This window comes from Lentibacillus persicus, assembly GCF_900112705.1.
In the GTDB taxonomy this organism is placed as follows: Bacteria; Bacillota; Bacilli; order Bacillales; family Amphibacillaceae; genus Lentibacillus; species Lentibacillus persicus.
The window spans coordinates 1-20,291 of sequence record NZ_FOMR01000010.1 but is presented as its reverse complement, the minus strand read 5'-3'; the positions used below and the strand labels follow the sequence as shown (position 1 = coordinate 20,291).

General features: G+C 45.3%; 18 protein-coding genes, 1 tRNA gene and 2 riboswitches. Of the genes, 5 read left to right on the top strand and 14 right to left on the bottom strand.

Going from position 1 to position 20,291, the window contains the following annotated elements:
• Positions 1-84 precede the first annotated feature (84 nt).
• From BMZ22_RS13080 to BMZ22_RS13070, 3 genes are all read left to right on the top strand, one after another.
• Positions 85-157 (top strand) — tRNA-Ala (locus BMZ22_RS13080).
• Between the two features lie 225 nt (positions 158-382).
• A complete protein-coding gene (locus BMZ22_RS13075) occupies positions 383-949 on the top strand; it encodes a nitroreductase family protein (RefSeq protein ID WP_090086333.1) in 567 nt (188 codons plus the stop codon).
• 134 nt (positions 950-1,083) lie between these two features.
• Positions 1,084-1,551: a hypothetical protein gene (locus tag BMZ22_RS13070; protein WP_090086331.1), complete on the top strand. Its 468-nt coding sequence runs from the start codon at positions 1,084-1,086 to the stop codon at positions 1,549-1,551.
• 72 nt (positions 1,552-1,623) lie between these two features.
• Here BMZ22_RS13070 and ilvA read toward each other — a convergent pair whose 3' ends face one another.
• From ilvA to BMZ22_RS13020, 10 genes are all read right to left on the bottom strand, one after another.
• Complete coding sequence (gene ilvA / locus BMZ22_RS13065; RefSeq protein WP_090086329.1) at positions 1,624-2,610, bottom strand: threonine ammonia-lyase; 987 nt, start codon at positions 2,608-2,610, stop codon at positions 1,624-1,626.
• A 44-nt stretch (positions 2,611-2,654) separates the two neighbouring features.
• Positions 2,655-3,239 (bottom strand): 3-isopropylmalate dehydratase small subunit, encoded by a 585-nt coding sequence (leuD, locus tag BMZ22_RS13060; protein ID WP_090086327.1) that lies wholly within the window; start codon positions 3,237-3,239, stop codon positions 2,655-2,657.
• A 12-nt stretch (positions 3,240-3,251) separates the two neighbouring features.
• Positions 3,252-4,661, bottom strand: coding sequence for a 3-isopropylmalate dehydratase large subunit (gene leuC / locus BMZ22_RS13055; protein ID WP_090086325.1), 1,410 nt, complete (start codon positions 4,659-4,661; stop codon positions 3,252-3,254).
• An 11-nt stretch (positions 4,662-4,672) separates the two neighbouring features.
• On the bottom strand, positions 4,673-5,779 hold the full coding sequence (leuB, locus tag BMZ22_RS13050; RefSeq protein ID WP_090086323.1) for a 3-isopropylmalate dehydrogenase: 1,107 nt from the start codon (positions 5,777-5,779) through the stop codon (positions 4,673-4,675).
• A 76-nt stretch (positions 5,780-5,855) separates the two neighbouring features.
• Positions 5,856-7,403, bottom strand: coding sequence for a 2-isopropylmalate synthase (locus BMZ22_RS13045; protein ID WP_090086321.1), 1,548 nt, complete (start codon positions 7,401-7,403; stop codon positions 5,856-5,858).
• Positions 7,390-8,436 carry a ketol-acid reductoisomerase gene (ilvC, locus tag BMZ22_RS13040; protein WP_090086318.1) on the bottom strand — a complete coding sequence of 349 codons (1,047 nt, stop codon included), beginning with the start codon at positions 8,434-8,436 and terminating at the stop codon, positions 7,390-7,392. The genes BMZ22_RS13045 and ilvC overlap by 14 nt, the downstream gene beginning before the upstream one ends.
• A gap of 40 nt (positions 8,437-8,476) precedes the next feature.
• On the bottom strand, positions 8,477-8,995 hold the full coding sequence (gene ilvN / locus BMZ22_RS13035; protein WP_090086316.1) for an acetolactate synthase small subunit: 519 nt from the start codon (positions 8,993-8,995) through the stop codon (positions 8,477-8,479).
• Entirely contained in the window at positions 8,992-10,722 is a 1,731-nt protein-coding gene (ilvB, locus tag BMZ22_RS13030) for a biosynthetic-type acetolactate synthase large subunit (protein ID WP_090086314.1), read from the bottom strand. The genes ilvN and ilvB overlap by 4 nt, the downstream gene beginning before the upstream one ends.
• A gap of 635 nt (positions 10,723-11,357) precedes the next feature.
• Complete coding sequence (ilvD, locus tag BMZ22_RS13025; RefSeq protein ID WP_090086312.1) at positions 11,358-13,049, bottom strand: dihydroxy-acid dehydratase; 1,692 nt, start codon at positions 13,047-13,049, stop codon at positions 11,358-11,360.
• A gap of 114 nt (positions 13,050-13,163) precedes the next feature.
• Positions 13,164-14,126 carry a bile acid:sodium symporter family protein gene (locus tag BMZ22_RS13020; RefSeq protein ID WP_090086310.1) on the bottom strand — a complete coding sequence of 321 codons (963 nt, stop codon included), beginning with the start codon at positions 14,124-14,126 and terminating at the stop codon, positions 13,164-13,166.
• Positions 14,127-14,316: 190 nt separating this feature from the next.
• Between BMZ22_RS13020 and BMZ22_RS13015 the strand changes: the two genes are divergently transcribed.
• On the top strand, positions 14,317-15,426 hold the full coding sequence (locus BMZ22_RS13015) for a branched-chain amino acid aminotransferase (protein ID WP_090086308.1): 1,110 nt from the start codon (positions 14,317-14,319) through the stop codon (positions 15,424-15,426).
• Between the two features lie 52 nt (positions 15,427-15,478).
• On the opposite strand, the gene BMZ22_RS13010 is transcribed toward BMZ22_RS13015, so the two are convergent.
• From BMZ22_RS13010 to BMZ22_RS12995, 4 genes are all read right to left on the bottom strand, one after another.
• The gene (locus BMZ22_RS13010; protein ID WP_090086305.1) at positions 15,479-16,072 is read right to left on the bottom strand and encodes a queuosine precursor transporter; all 594 of its coding nucleotides are present in this window, start codon (positions 16,070-16,072) and stop codon (positions 15,479-15,481) included.
• A 63-nt stretch (positions 16,073-16,135) separates the two neighbouring features.
• The gene (gene queF / locus BMZ22_RS13005; protein WP_090086303.1) at positions 16,136-16,633 is read right to left on the bottom strand and encodes a preQ(1) synthase; all 498 of its coding nucleotides are present in this window, start codon (positions 16,631-16,633) and stop codon (positions 16,136-16,138) included.
• An 81-nt stretch (positions 16,634-16,714) separates the two neighbouring features.
• Positions 16,715-16,761: riboswitch (PreQ1 riboswitch) on the bottom strand.
• Between the two features lie 172 nt (positions 16,762-16,933).
• On the bottom strand, positions 16,934-17,587 hold the full coding sequence (locus BMZ22_RS13000; protein WP_090086301.1) for a reverse transcriptase-like protein: 654 nt from the start codon (positions 17,585-17,587) through the stop codon (positions 16,934-16,936).
• 109 nt (positions 17,588-17,696) lie between these two features.
• Complete coding sequence (locus BMZ22_RS12995; protein ID WP_177183445.1) at positions 17,697-18,374, bottom strand: HAD family hydrolase; 678 nt, start codon at positions 18,372-18,374, stop codon at positions 17,697-17,699.
• A 426-nt stretch (positions 18,375-18,800) separates the two neighbouring features.
• A riboswitch (SAM riboswitch) is annotated at positions 18,801-18,901 on the top strand.
• A 77-nt stretch (positions 18,902-18,978) separates the two neighbouring features.
• Between BMZ22_RS12995 and BMZ22_RS12990 the strand changes: the two genes are divergently transcribed.
• A complete protein-coding gene (locus BMZ22_RS12990; RefSeq protein ID WP_090086299.1) occupies positions 18,979-20,088 on the top strand; it encodes a PLP-dependent transferase in 1,110 nt (369 codons plus the stop codon).
• Positions 20,089-20,291 lie beyond the last annotated feature (203 nt).

Below are 20,291 nucleotides of genomic sequence, written 5' to 3'. Positions count from 1 at the left end.
TGTATAATTGTAATAAAATTTAAAATTAATTCGAGTCCCTTGAAAAACAGCTAAAAAGTGCTATAATGAGTATCGGAATCAAACGGGGCATTAGCTCAGTTGGGAGAGCGCATCGCTGGCAGCGATGAGGTCATCGGTTCGAGCCCGATATGCTCCATATAGAAAAGCGTCATGACGAACGTCATGACGCTTTTTTGTTTTGTTTAACTTGCTAAAGCGAAGACAGTTTTGTCATAAAATCGGTTCCTTTCGTTTTTACTTTTTTATTTATGACAACAATTGCATTTAACAGTGACTTTTTTGATTTAATTACTTTGATTTCTCAGTATTTTTTCATTATAATGATTCACATCGCTACAAATTTCTACAGGAGGATTTACATATGATTGCAACAGACATCAAGCAGTTTCGACATACAGAGCGTGACATTGATCCAATTTTTCTTAATCGTTGGTCGCCCCGATCATTTTTGGAAAAAGAAGTAGATGATGACGTACTAATGAATATATTTGAAGCGGCACGCTGGGCACCTTCTGCTATGAATATTCAGCCGTGGCGTTTTATTATTGCCCGTACAAAAGAAGACAAAGAAAAATTTCATTCCTTTATAATGGATGGCAATCGAATATGGTGTGAAAAAGCGCCTGTCCTGGCTTTAATTATCTCAGACAAAGAGGACAACGCACATGCTTTCGACGCCGGTGCTTCCTGGGGTTATCTCTCATTGCAAGCTGCAAAGCTGGGTGTGGCGACGCATGCCATGGGCGGATTCTACAAGGATAAAGCACGCGAAGTGTTAAACATTCCAGACGAGTTTGATATTCAGGCACTCGTAGCTATCGGCTATCAGGGCGATAAAGAATCGCTGGATGAAAAACTGCAGGAGCGGGAGCAGCCATCTGATCGCCGTCCATTAACAGAATCATTGTTTGAAGGAACGTTTGAGTAATAGATTAAAAGTGCGACCGATAGTTGCCGCTGACATTGACCACAAGTTGTGATGATCAACACATCCCTCACCACAATTTGTGTGATACAATCAATCCATTAATTGTTCACATAAGTTTGATGATGGAGGACACTATGAACAAATGGTTTTACTTCAACCTGTTGTTGCTGGCGGCAGGCATATGGCAAATCACTGAACATAGCCGTTTTCCTGCCCACGTCATATTTGGAGCAGCAGGGTTATTATTATTTTTGTTTAACTGGACCCGGCACGCGGTGTTTTCAACCATCCGCAATACACCGAACAGGCAAACAAAAATTAAGCTTGCTAATTTATCAAAGAAAATCGTGCCATACCACCGATGGATTGGCACCACAACGCTTATTATCATATTGATTCATGCTTCCCTGACAATCAATCTATTCGGGTTCGCCTGGCATAATGTGAAACTGTTAAGTGGTCTAATCGCGGGGATTTTATTAATTGCGATGGTTGTTAGCGGTTGGATGCGATTGTTTCGTTCCACTGGGAGAAAACGCATGATCCATATTTGGCTGGGCATATCTTTATTTATTTTCATTTCAATTCACATCGGTTTATAGCAGGCTGAATGGTCCTACTATCCAGCTTGAAATAATAAAAACCTGCACAAAAGTATGTGCAGGTTTTTATTATCACGCTGAATGATGCAATTTATTCGACAGCCGCTGGATCATTGGCAGTGTGCTGATGTCCATGTTACCGCCACTGACGATAATACCACAGTGGTCGGACTTTAATCGGCTGCCTTGGGATAACAGTGCGGCCAGTGCTGCAGCGCCTGCTCCTTCCAGCAATGTCTTGTTCCTTTCGAGCATATAGACAATGGCAGACGCAATTTCTTCATCGCTTACCGTGACAATGTCATCAACATACTCATTGATCAGCGGCAATGTGCGTTCGCCCGGTTTTTTAACGGCGATACCTTCCGCAATCGTCGATACATGATCAAGCTGTTTACCACGATTATGATGGAAGCTCTGATACATAGCCGGTGCGCCGGCAGACTGCACACCAATTACTTTTATCTTTGGATTCATATACTTTGCGGCTGCCGCTGTACCACTGATCAGACCACCGCCGCCAACAGGGACCAGAACGGTATCAATTCTGTCTTCCTGCTGAAGCATTTCTGCTGCAGCCGTACCTTGCCCGGCCATTACATCATAATCATCAAATGGATGAATGTATTCAGCTCCGGTTTGCAGTTGTCTTTTCATTGAAGCATCATACGCTTCCTGGAAAGACTGCCCGGTTAATACAACTTCAGCGCCATAGGCACGTGTGGCATCCACTTTAGCTGAAGGCGTTTTTTCAGGCATGAAAATCGTCGCTTTGGCATTTAATTTGGCAGCTGCGTTCGCCACACCTTGTGCATGATTTCCGGCAGATGCAGCAATCACACCTTTTTGCAGTTTTTCTTTTGACAACTGCATCAATTTAAATGTAGCGCCTCTAAATTTAAACGAACCGGTTTTTTGCTGATTTTCCATTTTGAAATAAACATGTTTTCCAACGAGCGAATCCGTTGTCGCTGATCTTAATATAGGTGTACGGTGAGCGACTGTTGCTAAGCGATCTCTGGCTTCAGCAACGAGGTCACCTGTTAAGCAATTCCCAATTTCGTCACTCTCCTTTAATTAGTTGGCTAAGTGTGCATCATTCACTAAACGTGAGCGGCACTTTCAAACGCCGTAATTTTATCCTCATGTTTCAAAGTCAGGGCAATATCATCGTATCCATTAATAAGATTATCCTTATGAAAGGCAGGAATGTCAAAATGGACGCTTTGTTCACTGTCAATGATAAGCTGCTTTTCCAAATCAACTTTTAATGCGAAGTTGCCATTTTCGGCCTGCGCCATCCACTTTTTAACTTGCGCTTCATTCATTTGAATGGGTATAATGCCATTTTTTAACGCATTGTTATAAAAAATGTCTGCAAAGCTCGGTGCAATGATAACACGGAAACCATAGTCAAGCAACGACCATGGCGCATGTTCCCGTGAAGAACCGCAACCGAAGTTTTCACCGGCAAGAAGGATGGATCCTTCCTGGAATGACGGGTCGTTAAGCACAAAATCCTCTCTCATTGTTCCATCCTCATCAAACCGCCAATTATAAAAGAGGAACTGACCAAAACCGGTCCGTTCAACCCGCTTTAAAAATTGTTTCGGTATGATTTGGTCCGTGTCGACGTTTGACCGGTTTAACGGCACAGTCAATCCTTCATGTTCCTGAATCGCTTCCATGTTCAACACCTCCTATGCGTATACGTTCGACGCAAACTTGCGAACGTCGACAAAATGGCCTTCAATAGCTGCGGCTGCCGCCATCTCCGGACTGACAAGATGTGTGCGGGCGCCATTTCCTTGTCTGCCTTCAAAATTGCGGTTTGATGTTGATGCGCAGCGTCCGCCGGGCGGTACCACATCATCGTTCATCGCCAGACACATGCTGCACCCGGCCTCGCGCCATTCAAATCCGGCTTCTTTAAAAATCGAATCCAGCCCTTCTTTTTCGGCCTGTAACTTTGTTCCGAATGAGCCGGGGACCACAATCGCTCTGACATTATCGTTGACCTGATGACCTTCGACCACTTTTGCGGCTTTACGCAAGTCAGTAATCCGGGAGTTTGTGCACGAGCCGATAAAAACGTGATCAATGTCAATGGATTCGATTGCCTGATTTTCCTCAAGCCCCATGTATTCCAATGCCCGTTCGATATCTTCAGGGTCCTCTGATTCATTTACAGCCGGCGTATTGCCGCTCACCGGTACACACATGCCCGGGTTTGTTCCCCACGATACTTGCGGTTCGATTTCTTCGGCTTTAATCGTAACCGTCTGATCATATTCAGCACCTTCATCAGTGGCCAAGGAAAGCCATTCTTCTGCTTTTTCATCAAATGCTTCACCCTGAGGGACATGTGGTTTATCCCGCAGAAATTCAACCGTTGTTTCATCAGGGCTGATCAGACCGGCTCTTGCACCAGCTTCAATCGACATGTTGCAAACGGTCATGCGGCCTTCCATTGAAAGATTTCGGACAGCTTCGCCCGTATATTCAATGACATGCCCCGTACCGAATCGCACACCGAACTTTGAAATAATCGCCAGTATCAAGTCTTTGGCGGTCACGCCGGTCCCCAAGTCTCCTTCCACATGAACGTTCAATGTTTTTGGCGGTTTTTGCCACAGCGTCTGCGTTGCTAAAACATGCTCAACTTCACTCGTGCCAATACCAAATGCCAACGCGCCAAAAGCACCATGCGTGGACGTATGACTGTCACCGCAGACGATTGTTTTTCCAGGCTGTGTAAGCCCAAGCTGCGGACCAATGACGTGAACAATCCCCTGATCAGGATGGAACATATCTGCCAATGGTACACCAAAATCTTTACAGTTTTTTCTCAGCGTTTCCATTTGCTTTTTGGAAATTTCATCTTTAATAACATCCCTGTTTTGCGTTGGAACATTATGGTCCATTGTCGCAAATGTTAAATCCGGCCGCCTTACTTTACGGTTGTTCAGGCGCAACCCTTCAAATGCCTGCGGAGATGTCACTTCATGAACCAAATGCAAATCAATATACATTAAATCCGGTTTTTCCGGTTCCTGGTGAACCATATGATTTTCCCAAATTTTTTCAATAATCGTTTTCGGTTTGCCCATTTCAACACCTCCTATACATACATATTACAAATACTGTCAGACACACTCTTAACCGTCAGATTTTCGATAACAGCAGCGGTCATTTGCCGGGTGCCTGCAATTTGTCCGTTTTTCATATCCAAGTCAGCTGTATAATAACCTTGCTCCAGAGATTCGCGAACCGCCCGTTCGACAGCGGCTGCCTCTGTTTCCATCTGGAAAGAGTGACGAAGCATTAATGCCACTGAAAGAATCATGCCCAACGGGTTTGCGATGCCTTTTCCGGCAATGTCAGGGGCGGAACCATGAACCGGTTCGTATAAGCCGACACCGTCACTCCGGACACTTGCTGATGGCAGCATGCCCAACGAGCCGGTCAAAACCGAAGCCTCATCGCTTAAAATGTCGCCGAACATATTCTCAGTTACCATAACATCAAATTGATTTGGCGCTGTAATCAGCTTCATTGCTGCTGCGTCAACCAGCATGTGTTCAACAGTGACATCCGGATATTCATGACGCTTTTCCTCAACGATTTCGCGCCACATTCGGCTCGATTCCAAAACATTCGCTTTATCAATCGATGTCACGTGATGATTCCGCAAGCGGGCGCTTTGAAATGCTTTGTCGATAATCCGTTCCATCTCATCTTTCCGATAATGCAGTGTATCAACCACTTCGTTTCCATTATCACGTCGTTCGCTTGGCTGACCGAAGTAGAGTCCGCCGGTAAGTTCACGGATGATCAGAATATCACTGCCATCAATGATATGTTCTTTAAGCGGGGAAGCATGAAGTAGCGATGGGAATCCTTTCACAGGCCGTAAATTAGCGAACAACCCAAGTTCTTTGCGAATGCCCAGCAAACCTTTTTCGGGCCGCTTTTCTTTAGGCATTGCATCCCATTTTTCACCGCCTACCGCACCGAGTAAAATAGCATCGGCCTTTTGACTTGCTGTAAGTGTTGCTTCAGGCAAAGGTGTATCATATTGATCAATGGCGCTGCCGCCGATTGCATGCTCCTGAAGGGTAAATCCATGACCAAATTCATTGCCGACAGCGTTCAGAACCTGTTTGGCCGATTCCATAATTTCTTTTCCAATTCCATCCCCCGGGAGCGTAACGATGTGTTTATTCATTTACTTCCCCTCCTTTAATTGATGAGTCTTTTCTCTATCAGTCCATCGAGTTTGCGTTTAAGCAATTTATTCAATTTTATTTGTTAACAACCGGCTCTTCTTTCGACGAATATTGATGGATAATATACCGGTTGACAGCATTTAAAAATGCGTTGACAGAAGCTTGCAGAACGTCCTGCGCAGTACCCCGGCCATTCATCATTTCGCCATTCACTTTCAGCTGGACGTGTGATTCAGCGAGGGCATCTTTTCCGCGTCCGACTGAGTTCAACTGGTAATCGGTCAATTCCAGTTCCTCTGAAATCAAGGCATCGAGCGTTTTGTATAAGGCTTCGACACTCCCCTGCCCGGTTTGAGCTGTTTGAATGGTGTTGCCGTCCGGTGCAGTCAGCGAAACGGTTGCTGTCGGTATATTGGATGTCCCGTATTGCACCTGGAACATTTCCAGCTGATATTTATTGACTGCTGACGTATCGGTTTGGATTTCCATCAAAATCGTAAACAGATCATCATCGGTTACTTCTTTTTTGCGGTCGGTCAATTGCTTAAACATTTTGAATGCTTCTGTCACTTTCGCTTCTGACAGGTTCACGCCAAGTTCCTTAACGCGATCCTTAAATGCATGACGGCCTGAATGTTTACCAAGAAATAATGTGTCGGCTTTGACGCCAACCATTTCCGGCGTCATAATTTCGTACGTTTCTTTGTTTTTCAACATGCCATCCTGGTGAATACCGGCTTCATGCTGGAAAGCGTTGCGCCCGACCACAGCTTTGTTGGCCTGAACGTACATCCCTGTCAGCTTGGCAATCAAGTCGCTTGTGCGTTTCGTTTCCTCGAGATTCAATCCGGTAGAATACGGATAATAATCAGCACGTACTCTCAAAGCAACTGCCACTTCTTCAAGCGAAGCATTGCCTGCCCGCTCGCCTATGCCGTTAATCGTTCCTTCCACCTGTGTGACGCCATTTTCAACGGCGGCGATTGAATTGGCAACAGCCAAGCCAAGATCGTTGTGGCAATGGCATGACAGTTCCACTTTATCAATATTCGGAACATTTTCCCTGATATAGCGGAACATGGCGCCGTACTCTGCCGGGGTTGTATAGCCGACAGTGTCCGGCAGGTTGATAACCGTTGCACCGGCATCGATCACCTTTTCAATAATTTGCGCCAAAAAGGTGAGGTCTGACCGGGACGCATCTTCGGCTGAGAATTCGACTTGCGAAAATTTTTCGCTTGCATAGCGAACCATGCTGACGGCATTTTCCAATACCTCATCAGGCGATTGCTTCAGTTTGTATGTCATATGAATCGGCGATGTGGCAACAAACAGATGCAACCGTGGCTCTTCAGCGTATTTAAGGGCTTCCCACGCCGTGTCGATATCTGATTTAACCGTTCGAGCCAATCCTGTAACAGATGTGTTCTTTATCATTTTGGCGATTTCTTTCACCGCTTCAAAATCACCTTTGGAGGAAGCAGGAAAACCCGCTTCCATCCTGTCTACTCCCATTCGTTCTAGCTGCCTGGCGATTTCCAGTTTTTCCGGTTTATTCAGGTTCACACCGGGTGACTGTTCACCATCCCGCAACGTTGTATCAAAAATTTTAATTTGTGGCATTTGCCGTCACACCCTTTTGTTTTTCTTTTTGTTCTTTTTGCAATGGGTTCTTAACAAAAGGCATTAATTCACGGAGCTCCCTTCCAACATGCTCAATCTGATGATCGTTCTCCCGTGCATTAATCGCATTAAATTGCGGGCGGTTAGCCTGGTTTTCAAGAATCCAGCCTCTGGCAAATTCACCTGTTTGAACGTCTTCCAGGATTTCTTTCATGCGTGCTTTTGTTTCATCGTTGATGACACGTTTACCGGAAACAAAGTCTCCCCACTGCGCTGTATCAGAAATGGAATAGCGCACATTTTCCAGACCGCCTTCATACATCAAATCAACGATCAGCTTTACTTCATGCAGACATTCAAAGTAAGCAACTTCAGGCTGGTACCCTGCGTCTGTCAGCGTTTCAAATCCGGCTTTGACCAAGCTGGTAAGTCCACCGCAAAGGACAGCCTGCTCACCAAACAAATCGGTTTCCGTTTCCTCCTGGAAGCTCGTTTCCAAGATACCGGCTCTGGCTGATCCGATGCCCTGTGCATAAGCGAGTGCTACTTCTTTCGCTTTGCCGGTTACATCCTGATAGACTGCGTATAATGATGGAACACCGCCGCCATCTTCATAAGTCCGGCGAACCAGGTGACCCGGTCCTTTTGGGGCTACCATGAAAACATCAACATCACTCGGCGGCACAATTTGTGAAAAATGAACGTTGAACCCATGGGCAAATGCAATCGCGTTGCCTGCTTCTAGATTTGGTTTAATGCTCTCCTCATAAACTTTTGTCTGGTGTTCATCCGGAAGTAGAACCATTACCACTTCTGACTGCTCAACAGCTTCTGCTACCGGCAGTACTTCAAACCCGTCGTCTTCTGCTTTTTGCTGGGATTTGCCCGGTCTCAGACCAACTACGACGTCATAACCGCTTTCTCTTAAGTTGAGAGCGTGCGCGTGACCTTGTGAGCCATAGCCAACCACCGTGATTTTTTTAGATTGCAGAACCTCTTTTTGGATATCTTTTTCGTATAATACTTTTGACATGATCATCGTCCTCCCTGTAATTGATAAAATTGATCTGATTTTATACTAAATGCGAATTAATTTCTGTGACTTCCTGCGGCTGATTACCTCTCAGAAATGCGGTCATGCCCGTTCTGGCCAATTCCTTTATGCCGTATGGTCTGAGAAGCGCGATTAATGCTTCGATTTTATCTGTTTTGCCTGTTACTTGGATAGTCAGACTGTCTTTACTGACGTCAATAACCGAAGCGCGGAATGGATTGATAACCCCTTGGATTTCCGCTTGCTGCTGGGCATTCCCGCCAACTTTTATCAAAGCGAGCTCCCGTGCAACAATGGCTTTATCGGTTATATCTTTAACTTTCAGAACATCAATTTGTTTGTTGAGCTGTTTTGTTAATTGTTCCAGCTTCTGATCGTCACTGATTTCGACAACAAATGTCATTTTTGAGATGCCGGGCCGTTCTGATTTACCGACTGTAATGCTGTCGATATTGAACTGCCGTTTATGAAGCATGCCTGTGATGCGATTAAGGACACCGCTTTGATTTTGTACATCCGCTGTAATTATCCGTTTCATCGGCTCACCCCGATCATTTCGTGCAGCCCTTTTCCTGGCGCGATCATAGGGTACACACACTCTTTTTGTTCTACATGGCAATCAATGACAACCGGGCCGTCATAGGCAAATGCTTCAGCCAGAACGTCTTTGACTTCTGCTTCATTCTCTGCTTTCATACCGCGGATGCCATAACATTCAGCTAATTTGACAAAATCCGGGTTCTCCGGAAAGATCGATTCGGAGTAGCGTTCTTCATAAAAGCTTTCCTGCCACTGGCGAACCATGCCGAGTGATTGATTATTGACAATCACGACTTTTACCGGCAGCTGTCTTTCTTTAATGACCGACAGCTCCTGTGCCGTCATTTGAAAACCGCCATCTCCCACAACTGCCACAACCAGTTCATCCGGTTTACCGAGCTGGGCGCCTACTGCAGCCGGGAACCCGAATCCCATCGTGCCCAGGCCGCCTGATGTTACCCACTTATTTGGTTGATCAAACGGGTAGTATTGAGCGGCCCACATTTGGTGTTGGCCAACATCTGTTGTCACAATCGCTTTTCCGTCTGATGCCGTGTAAACTTGTTCGGTAAGCCACTGCGGCGAAATATAGCGATCGGAACGGTCATACCAATATGGATACGCTGTCTGATTTTCCCGCAGCTCATCAAGCCATTCATCATGATCATTTGCCGTAATGTCTGTATCGTTTAATGCGGCCAATGCCTTTTTAGCATCAGCGACAACCGGTATTTCAGTTTCGACATTTTTGCCGATTTCCGCCGGGTCAATGTCGACATGAGCAACTTTCGCATTGGGAGCAAAGTGCTTCAGGTTTCCGGTGAGCCGGTCATCAAATCGGGCGCCAAAATTAATCAGCAAATCGCAATCGTAAATTCCGGTGTTGGCTGCATAGTTTCCGTGCATGCCGCCCATTCCCAGTGATAATTCGTGCGTGCCGGGAAAGCCTCCAAGACCGAGCAGTGTATTGACGACCGGGAGTTTATGTGCTTCAGCAAACGTTTTGAGTTCCTCAGCTGCTTCAGCGAAAATGACGCCTGCACCTGCCAATATAAGCGGCTTTTTCGCCCGGCTTACCGCATCAGCCAATTTTACGATTTGCAGCGGATTGGGCTTTTTGTTCGGCTGGTAGCCAGGCAGGTAACAGTTACTGCTGCTCACTTCAGCCTTTTGGGCCGATACGCTTGATGAAATGTCTTTCGGTATATCCACAACGACCGGACCCGGTCTGCCTGTCGATGCGATATGAAATGCCTCGTTAACGATTTTCGGCAATTGTTCCAAATCCCGGACTTGGTAATTATATTTGGTCACCGGGGTTGTTATCCCCATAACATCCGATTCCTGGAAGGCATCTGTCCCGATGACATTACTGGCAACCTGACCGGTGAATACGACCAAAGGCAATGAATCCATCATGGCATCCGTTATGCCTGTAATCAGATTGGTTGCTCCGGGTCCTGACGTTGCCAGAACAACACCAGGTTTTCCGGTGACGCGTGCATATCCCTCTGCTGCGTGTACCGATCCCTGCTCATGGCGGGACAGCACATGCTTAAAAGGTGCATCATTCCGGTAAAGCGCATCATAGATTGGCAAAACCGCACCGCCCGGGTAGCCGAACACCGTATCGACGCCGGCAGCTGTCAACGCCTGAATGAGTATATCGGCACCCGTCACCTTTTTTTCTGTTTGTTGAACTTCCTGCTCAGCCTTAACACTCACTGCTGCTCGCCTCCTTTAATATTATTACTTGCAGCGCCACACTTTTCTGTAGTGGTTCGCTAAAGTTTTGAATTGAAAAAAGACCCTTTTCTTCCCACACAAAACTGTCTGTTTACAGAATCATTGGGGAGAAAAGAGTCTTCTTTCCACGGTACCACCCAGGTTCATAGTATCTTCGCAAATACTATCTTGCCAGCTGAGGTAAGTCAGCTGATTTGATAACAGGTACATGAGCATGCACCTGGCCAAGCCTAATGAGAAACACCGTTCAGCAAGGCACTCAGAGAAGATGTCGGAACAATATGCATTTCCGGGCTTCCAGCAACCCCGGCTCTCTGTAAATGCATGGGACATGTTCCTTTTTTCCCGTCATCGTGTTTTATTTTTTGTATAATTTGTTAGGCAAATTCGAAAAATGAATAATTGATATTGCCGATAATCATATACCGATTTTCGCATTTGGTCAACAGCTTTTTGAAAATTTTTTTGAAGGTTTTTATAATACTCCATTCGTGCTAGCGCTTACAATGACGGCATAGAGCAAAACTAACTGAAATGTTTCAATTTTGTTACAAATAGATAAACCAAAAAAACCCCTGGGCTTCTTAGTAAGCCCAGGGTAGTCAATCCATTCTTTAATCCTCAGCATCCAAAAAATCAGTGACAGCACCTTTTGAAGAACACGATACATTATGTGCATATTTTCCAAGCACGCCTTTTTTGTAAAGTGGCGGTGCACTCCACTGTTGTTTGCGTTTTTCAATTTCTGCGTCAGAAACATCAAATGTTATTTCTTTTTGTTCTGAATCGATGGTGACCTGATCACCTTCCTGTAAGAATGCAATCGGTCCACCGTCCTGTGCTTCAGGCGCAATATGTCCGACGACAAGTCCGTGTGTACCGCCGGAAAAACGTCCATCCGTCAGCAACGCGACCTTCTCGCCCATACCTTTTCCAACAAGCAGACTTGAGACCGACAGCATTTCAGGCATTCCAGGACCGCCTTTTGGCCCTACATAGCGGATGACAAGTACATCGCCTTCTTTAATTTCATTTCGTCTTACGGCATCGGTTGCTTCCTGCTCCGTATTAAAAACACGCGCCGGTCCGGTGTGACGCTTCACTTTCACACCCGATACTTTGGCAACCGCTCCTCTTGGCGCCAGGTTACCTTTCAACACAATTAGCGGACCATCCGCCCGTTTTGGATTATCAAACGGTGCGATGATTTTTTGATCCTCTTTAAGCGAAGGCGCTTCTTCAAGATTTTCCGCAACCGTTTTTCCGGTCACGGTGAGACAATCGCCATGCAGGTAACCTGCTTCATAAAGAAGTTTCATAACGGCCTGAACACCACCGGCATGATGCAAGTCCTGCATAACATACTGCCCGCTTGGTTTCAAATCAGCCAAATGCGGCACTTTTTGCTGAATACGGTTAAAGTCCTCAATCTTAAGATCAACACCGACAGCATGCGCCATGCCGAGCAAGTGCAGAATGGCGTTTGTCGAACCGCCGAGTGCCATAACGACTGTCATGGCGTTTTCGAAAGCTTCTTTCGTCATAATGTCTTTAGGATAAATCCCTTTTTCCAGAAGCTTGTACACTGCCTCACCCGCGTCAGCGCAGTCAGCAGCTTTTTCCTCTGATTCAGCAGGGTTTGACGAACTGCCTGGCAGGCTCATCCCCATCGCCTCGACTGCTGATGCCATCGTGTTAGCCGTATACATACCGCCGCATGCACCGGCACCCGGACACGCTTTGCATTCAATGTTTTTAAGCTCCTCATCATCGATATCGCCATTATTATGCTTGCCGACACCTTCAAACACTGAAACAAGATCGATATCCTTACCGTTATGTTTACCCGGAGCAATGGTACCGCCATAAACAAAAACAGCCGGCACATCAGCATTTGCAATGGCAATCATACAACCGGGGATGTTTTTATCACACGCGCCAATAGCTACAAAAGCATCAAGACTTTCCGCGCCGACGACTGTTTCAATCGAATCAGCGATTAAGTCACGGCTTGGCAGCGAGTAGCGCATGCCTTGAGTCCCCATCGAAATCCCGTCCGAGACGGTGATGGTATTGAAAATAAGCGGTGTTGCACCAGCTTCTCGTGCACCTTGTTTGGCGCTGAGGGCCAAATCATCGATATGTATATTACATGGCGTGACCTCACTCCAAGTACTTGCGATACCGACCATCGGCTTTTCAAAATGTTCGTCTTTTAGACCGACGGCACGCAGCATGGCACGGTTTGGTGCGCGCATTGTGTCATCGCTGAAGACATGGCTTTTTATGCGTAAATCTTTTTCCATCCGGCACTCCACCTTCCTTTTTCGAATAATTATATGCCTCATTTTATAAAAATTCAATGTTTTTGTAATTTATTGCGCTTGTTTTGTGTTGATTATCCGAATCACATCACCCAGCTAGCCTGTTTTGATGGGTTCATCATGATCGACTGAGTCGTTACTTCGCTTACCCCACCAAGTTGCCAGCACCGGGCCGGAAATATTGTGCCATACACTGAACAAAGCACTTGGAACAGCAGCAATTGGCGCAAAATGTGCGAGCGCCAGGGCAGAACCAAGCCCGGAATTTTGCATCCCAACTTCAATTGAGACCGCTTTTTGATTGGCAAACTCAAATTTGAACAATCGCGCAATAAGATAACCAAGTGCAAGCCCGAGCACGTTATGCAAGATGACAACAGAAAAAATCAGAAGTCCTGACGTTAGAATATCGTCGCGGTTAACTGCCACAACTGCAGACGCGACCGCCACAATACCAACAACCGATACGAGCGGTAATGCTTTGATGCTTTTATCGACCTGTTTGCTGAACAGCAAACGTGCTACAATACCCAGTACAATCGGTACCAGGACGATTTGGACGATTGACATGAACATGTTTGCTGCAGAAACCGGCAGCCACTGACTGGCAAAAAGCAATGTCAGAGCCGGTGTTAAAATTGGTGCAAGCACAGTCGAAACTGCTGTTACCGATACAGACAGCGCAGTGTTTCCTTTAGCCAGGAATGTCATCACATTTGAAGCCGTCCCTCCCGGACAACAGCCAACCAGGATCACCCCTGCCGCGATCTCTGCAGGAAGCTGGAAAATCACGGCGAGACCAAATGCAATAAGCGGCATGACCGTATATTGCAACGCTACGGCAACAAGCACGCTGACCGGTGCCTTAAGCACCCCTTTAAAATCATCAAGCGTCAAAGTAAGACCCATGCCAAACATAATGATTCCCAAAAGCAATGATACATGGGGCGCAATCCACGCAAATCCTCCCGGAAAAATTAAACTTAACGCAGCAAACAGTATTACCCAGACAGCAAATGTATTCCCCGCAAAATCACTAATTTTCGTTAAAGTTTTCATGCCTGTTCCCCTCCTAAATAATTAAGATTAGATATTCAGATAAGTTTAGATTGTAGCACAATCGCTTTTTCGGAAAAAGAATAGTTGTTGAAACATTTTAATATTAATTAAAAAATCAAATTTTGGGCTTGCTTTTAAGCAAAATTTATCCTATGATGGTATACAACTTTTTACACAAGGGGATGGCGACATGGAGGAAGAACAACACGAAATTCGAACTGAAATGTGCTCTTCAGGCAAAGAAAAGCCTAAAGCCGATCAGTTAGAATTTGGAAGAATATTTACAGATCATATGTTTTTGATGGACTACTCAGATGAAAAAGGGTGGCACGACCCCCGGATTGTGCCATACGAGCCGCTTAGTATCGATCCATCTTCAATGGTGTTTCATTATGGCCAATCGGTGTTTGAAGGCATGAAAGCTTACCTCACATCGGAAGGCGATGCTCAGCTTTTCCGGCCTCAACGGAATTTCAGCCGGATGAATCATTCCAACAACAGGCTTTGCATCCCGCCTATTGATGAGGCATTCGCCCTGAAAGCGCTCAAACAGCTTGTCGCCCTGGACAAAGACTGGATACCTGAAGCAGAAGGTACATCCCTGTATATCCGGCCATTTATTATTTCAACTGAGGCATTTCTTGGTGTAGCGCCATCAACTCATTATAAATTTATTATTATTCTGTCACCGGTCGGTGCCTATTACAAAGAAGGCATCAACCCGATTAAAATTGCAGTCGAGCATGATTATGTCCGTACCGTAAAAGGCGGAACAGGAGAGGCAAAAACCGGCGGCAATTATGCAGCGAGCCTTAAAGCGCAGGAAATGGCCGACGAAGGCATTGCTCAGGTCTTGTGGCTCGACGGAGTGGAACGGAAATATATTGAGGAAGTCGGCAGCATGAACGTCTTTTTCAAAATCGATGGCAAAGTTGTTACACCGGCCTTGAATGGCAGCATTCTTGAAGGTGTGACGCGCAATTCGGTTATTCAATTGCTGAAACATTGGAATGTGCCGGTAGAAGAACGGAAGCTTTCCATGGAAGAAGTGATAAAGGCGCATCAGGATGGCAAACTTGAAGAGGCATTTGGCGCCGGAACAGCTGCTGTTATCTCACCAATCGGCGAGCTTGTGCGAGGTGAAAAACACTTAGAAATCAACCAAGGCAAAACCGGTCCGATTGCTAAACGGTTATACGACACATTAACCGGCATCCAATACGGTAAGCTGGAAGATCCGTTTGATTGGGTTGAAAAAGTTGAAAATGTGAAGGAGTCAGCTTTAAAAGCTTCAAGCTAAACATGCACAAAAGCCCCGGCACAGAAGTTGTTCCGGGGCTAACGTATGTGCTCTATCGTGCAAATTTGACGAGTATATACACAATCGGTGTATCTATGAGTGCTATCATAAGTTTAACGAGGTATTGTGACACAATCATGCCTAGTAAAATACTGAATGGAACAATTCCCCAGAATGCGACAGTAATAAATATCGTCGTGTCAACGAGCTGGCTCGCTATCGTTGATAAATTATTACGAAGCCAAAGTTTTGAATCCCCATCCCGAGCTTTCAACCAATGGAAAATACTTACATCAAGGTTCTGGCTGACAATATAAGAAACCAAACTTGCCAGCATCACTCGGAAGCTTCCACCCAACACCTCGCTGAATTCCGTCTGCAAACCAAAATCCGGCGCTGCAGGCAATTTAATTGCTATAAACGTAAAAGCCAGTGCAATCACTTGAGTCAGAAAGCCAGCCTGAACCGTTTTCCGTGCAGCCTCTTTTCCGTAAACTTCCCCAATCACATCAGTGATTAAATACGTCACGACATACACAATCACCGCTGCAGGTAATACAATTTCACCAATACTGAACAGCTTCACACCCAAAATGTTGGATAGTAAAAGCAGCCCGACAAACAACGCATTCAAATAAACAAACATTCTATCCTCTCCCTATTATTCAAAAGGAAAGGAACTATAGCTACCCTCTTTTATCAGCGATTGCTAGCGATTATCAACTTTCTCAGGATACAGATCGTGGTTTATGAGACGATGATCAGCCATTTTTTCATATTTGGTGCCCGGCTTTCCATAATTGCAATACGGATCAATAGAAATACCGCCACGTGGTGTGAATTTCCCCCACACTTCAATGTAACGCGGTTCCATCAATTCAATTAAGTCATTCATGATAATATTCATACTGTCTTCGTGAAAGTCACCATGGTTCCGAAAACTGAACAAATAAAGCTTCAATGATTTACTTTCGACCATCTTCTCATCTGGAATATAGCTGATATAAACCGTTCCAAAGTCCGGCTGTCCGGTTTTGGGGCATAATGTCGTAAATTCAGGGCAATTAAATTTGACAAAATAGTCTCTCTCGGGATGCTGATTTTCAAACGTTTCCAAAACATCTGGTGTGTAATCAAATTGATAGGCTGTTCCCTGGCTGCCCAGTTGCGACAAATTTTGTAAATTGGGATCGTGTCGATTTTTCATGCAAGCACCTCCTTTACAGACCGAAAAATAAGCAAATAAAAAACCACGGCCTAAGGCACATGGTTTTAAAATCGCAATCATCTGTCCTTAGTTTTTTATAGAGGGTTAAAGCTAAGAACCTCTTCCGTTTTTAAGAACGGATATACTTTTATCCTGTTCACGCAAATTATTATATAGCCGGAGTGGAAATCTGTCAATTTGTTAAGCTTGCCACAAAACGAAAGTATGGGCGGAGGTAAACCACACGTTTTCCTCAGTTGACCTTTGCGAAAATATACCAAACATTGCTTTAACGACATACTAAAGCTCCAGTACACTCGATATTTCTATCCCCTTCAAAGCTTGTGAAGCTAGACGATCCGCTTCCTGATTATATTTACGTGAAATTGCCTCATATGTTGGATCGATACCTAAACGGCTAAAATCTTCCTCAATCCGGTCGGCCCATTGGTTCAATTCCGCTTCATAACACGGCCATTCGCCTTTCAGCTGATTGATGACTACCTTCGAATCTCCCGCAATCGTTACAGGCCCATGGTGGATACCGAGCAATTCCATTTCCTTTACAGCAAGATGTAGTGCCGCATATTCGGCTTCATTATTTGTTTCCAGCTCCTCAACCAGGGCATTTTTGCGCTGACGCCACGATTTTCCGTTTTGTTCGTAATAGATAACACAGCCTAAACCGGATTTTTTTGTCGGCAGATCAAAACCCCCGTCAAAATAAATCTTCACCTCGTGTGGTTCGGTTTGAATCGCTTCGATCTGTTTTTTCAAATCTTTCGTTTTCCACTGATTCTCATAATTATCTACAAACGTTATTTCTCTTGCACGGCCGGTTTTTTCCAAATCTTCAGCAAGCAGAAGCGCTTTGGCTGCCGGCATTTCTTCAGAGCTAAAAGCGGTTTTAGTCCCTTTAGGTGTCATGTAAGTTAATTCGATTCTGACGTTCATAGCTGAATCACCTTTTTTATTTGGTTAAAATAGTGTACCCGTTTTGTTTGTATTGGTATTCTTACGTCAGTGTTTTCAATAAAGAAACGGGATGCAGTTTGGCGGCCCTTCACCCAAACAGCGGCCAGCCCTGTTTTCCGGCAACTTTCTTCATTGAGTCATCCGGGTTCACAACAAATGGGTATTTGACAAATCGAAACAATGGCACATCACTTACACTGTCAGCATACGCCCACGTTTCCTCTGCTTCGGATGGCGTCAAATTGCCTAGTTGCTTTTGATAGTTGATCCATTCCCGGACATGGTTCACTTTCTCGTCCCCATTTACAATCGCACCAATATTTCCTGTGCATATTCCATTTTCGTCAATTTTTAATTGGGTGCTGATAATATGTACATCAAGGTCTACTTCTCTCGTAAATGCTTTTAAAAATGGTTCAAGCGCACCTGATAATACAATGATGTGGTCACCTTGCCGCTGGTGGCCGCGAATTTTATGTATCAAACCGTGATGGGCATCCTCTTTTCCCATCGCTACCAGTCTTTTAAAGAAATCTTCTAGTTCGTTATTAGTCATACCTTTAAACGATTTAGCAAACGCTTTAAAAAAATGCATTCGGAACGCATTCTTACCTTTAATTAGTCCGGCATCAGCTGCTTTTACTATACCGCTGCTGACAACAGCCCACTGCTTTATACCGAACGATTTATTTGCTGCCTGAAACATTACTTTAAATGAATTACCCTGATAGAGTGTCCCATCAAAATCTACCGTCACAACGCCCATCCAATCACCTCTTGATGGCATTGTAAGCTAAAGCAGGCTAAAAGTAAATAAAGTGAAACTTCATTTAGCGGAACGTTTCTCTCCGCTAAATGTTAGTTGAACAGAATCGGACATTTACTGGCAGTACCTTCTGTTTTTTGGAAGGTTACTGCCAGTTACATGCGGGATAAAGTGAAACTTCATTTAGCGGAACGTTTCTCTCCGCTAAATGTAGGGGAGCAAAGGCTAAGTTCGCAACGTCCTGTTGCAACGCCTTTGTGACCTGCCTAGTGCAGGCCCGAACAGAATCGGACATTTACTGGCAGTACCTTCCGTTTTTTGGAAGGTTACTGCCAGTTACATGCGGGGATAAAGTGAAACTCATTGTTGACAACCACTCTTTTCCCTTGTAAATTAGAAATAATCACTAAAATTCATAATTTATTTTTCTTATCCAGAGAGGTGGAGGGACTGGCCCTGTGAAGCCTCGGCAACAGACTGCATAGTACTGTGCCAATTCCAGAAAGCGTTATGCTTTAAGATAAGAAGCAGGAATTCACTCACCCTCTTCTTATCCGAAGAGGTTTTTTTATTACTATAAAACTAACATTTGAGGAGAGATAACATGTCCTGTCAGCACCATCAGAATGAAACGCTTTTCACCCAAATCGGCAACCGGAAAGAAGAATCGCTAAACGCGGTCAGCACGCCAATTTATTTATCTACTTCGTACAGACACAGCAAAGTCGGGCACGGTCATGGTTATGACTACACACGGAGCGGCAATCCGACACGTGATGTTTTTGAAGACGCAATGGCCGATATTGAAAACGGTGACCAGGCCTTTGCGACAAGCTCAGGAATGAGTGCGGTTCAACTGGCTTTTTCACTATTTGTAAGCGGCGATCATATTATCACATGCCGTGATGTCTATGGCGGGTCTTATCGTTATTTTGAATTTCTTGAACATAAACACGGGATTGAATTTACATATTGGAGCGGTACGGATGAACAGGAATTGCAAAAGCAAATTAAATCGAACACCAAAGCGATTTTTATCGAAACACCGACGAACCCGCTCATGACAAACATTGATATAACGGTCATTTCCGGCATTTCAAAAGCCAACGGTCTGCTTTTTATCGTCGACAACACGGTATATACACCATTCATTCAGAAACCAATTGATGATGGGGCCGATATTGTCATCCATAGTGCCACTAAGTATCTTGCCGGGCATAATGACGTCTTGGCCGGTGTCGTTGTGGCCAAGGGTAAAGAATTATGTGAAACGTTCGCTTATGTACACAATTCAACAGGGGCAACGTTATCTCCTGTTGACTGCTGGCTCGTCATGCGTGGGATGAAAACATTGCCTTTAAGGATGTGCCAGCACGAAATGAATGCTAAACGGGTAATTGACTATCTGGAAGCACAGCCACTCGTCAAAAAAGTTCTGTATCCGGGCAGAGGCGGTATGGTGAGCTTTTTACTTACAGATGAAAACCGTGTGGTGCCCTTTTTGCAAGCATTAAAATTGTTTACGTTTGCTGAAAGCCTTGGGGGTGTCGAAAGCCTGATTACCTATCCGGCAACACAAACCCATGCTGAAATCCCTGAAGACGTTCGTAACTCGTACGGATTGACCAATGAACTATTGCGGCTCTCTGTAGGAATAGAGCATGCAGACGATCTGCTTCAGGACCTTGAGCAAGGTTTTTCAGAAGTTAAGTAGCCAGTCAGCGGGCACCACTGCTCCACTATCCTACAATAGGACTCCCGGAACCGTGCGGTGTCGCTCGAGTTACGGGTGCTGTCGCTCGAGTTACGGGCGCTGTCGCTCGAGTTGCGGGCCCTGTCGCTCGAGTTGCGGGCGCTGTCGCTCGAGTTGCGGGCGCTGTCGCTCGAGTTGCGGGCGCTGTCGCTCGAGTTGCGGGC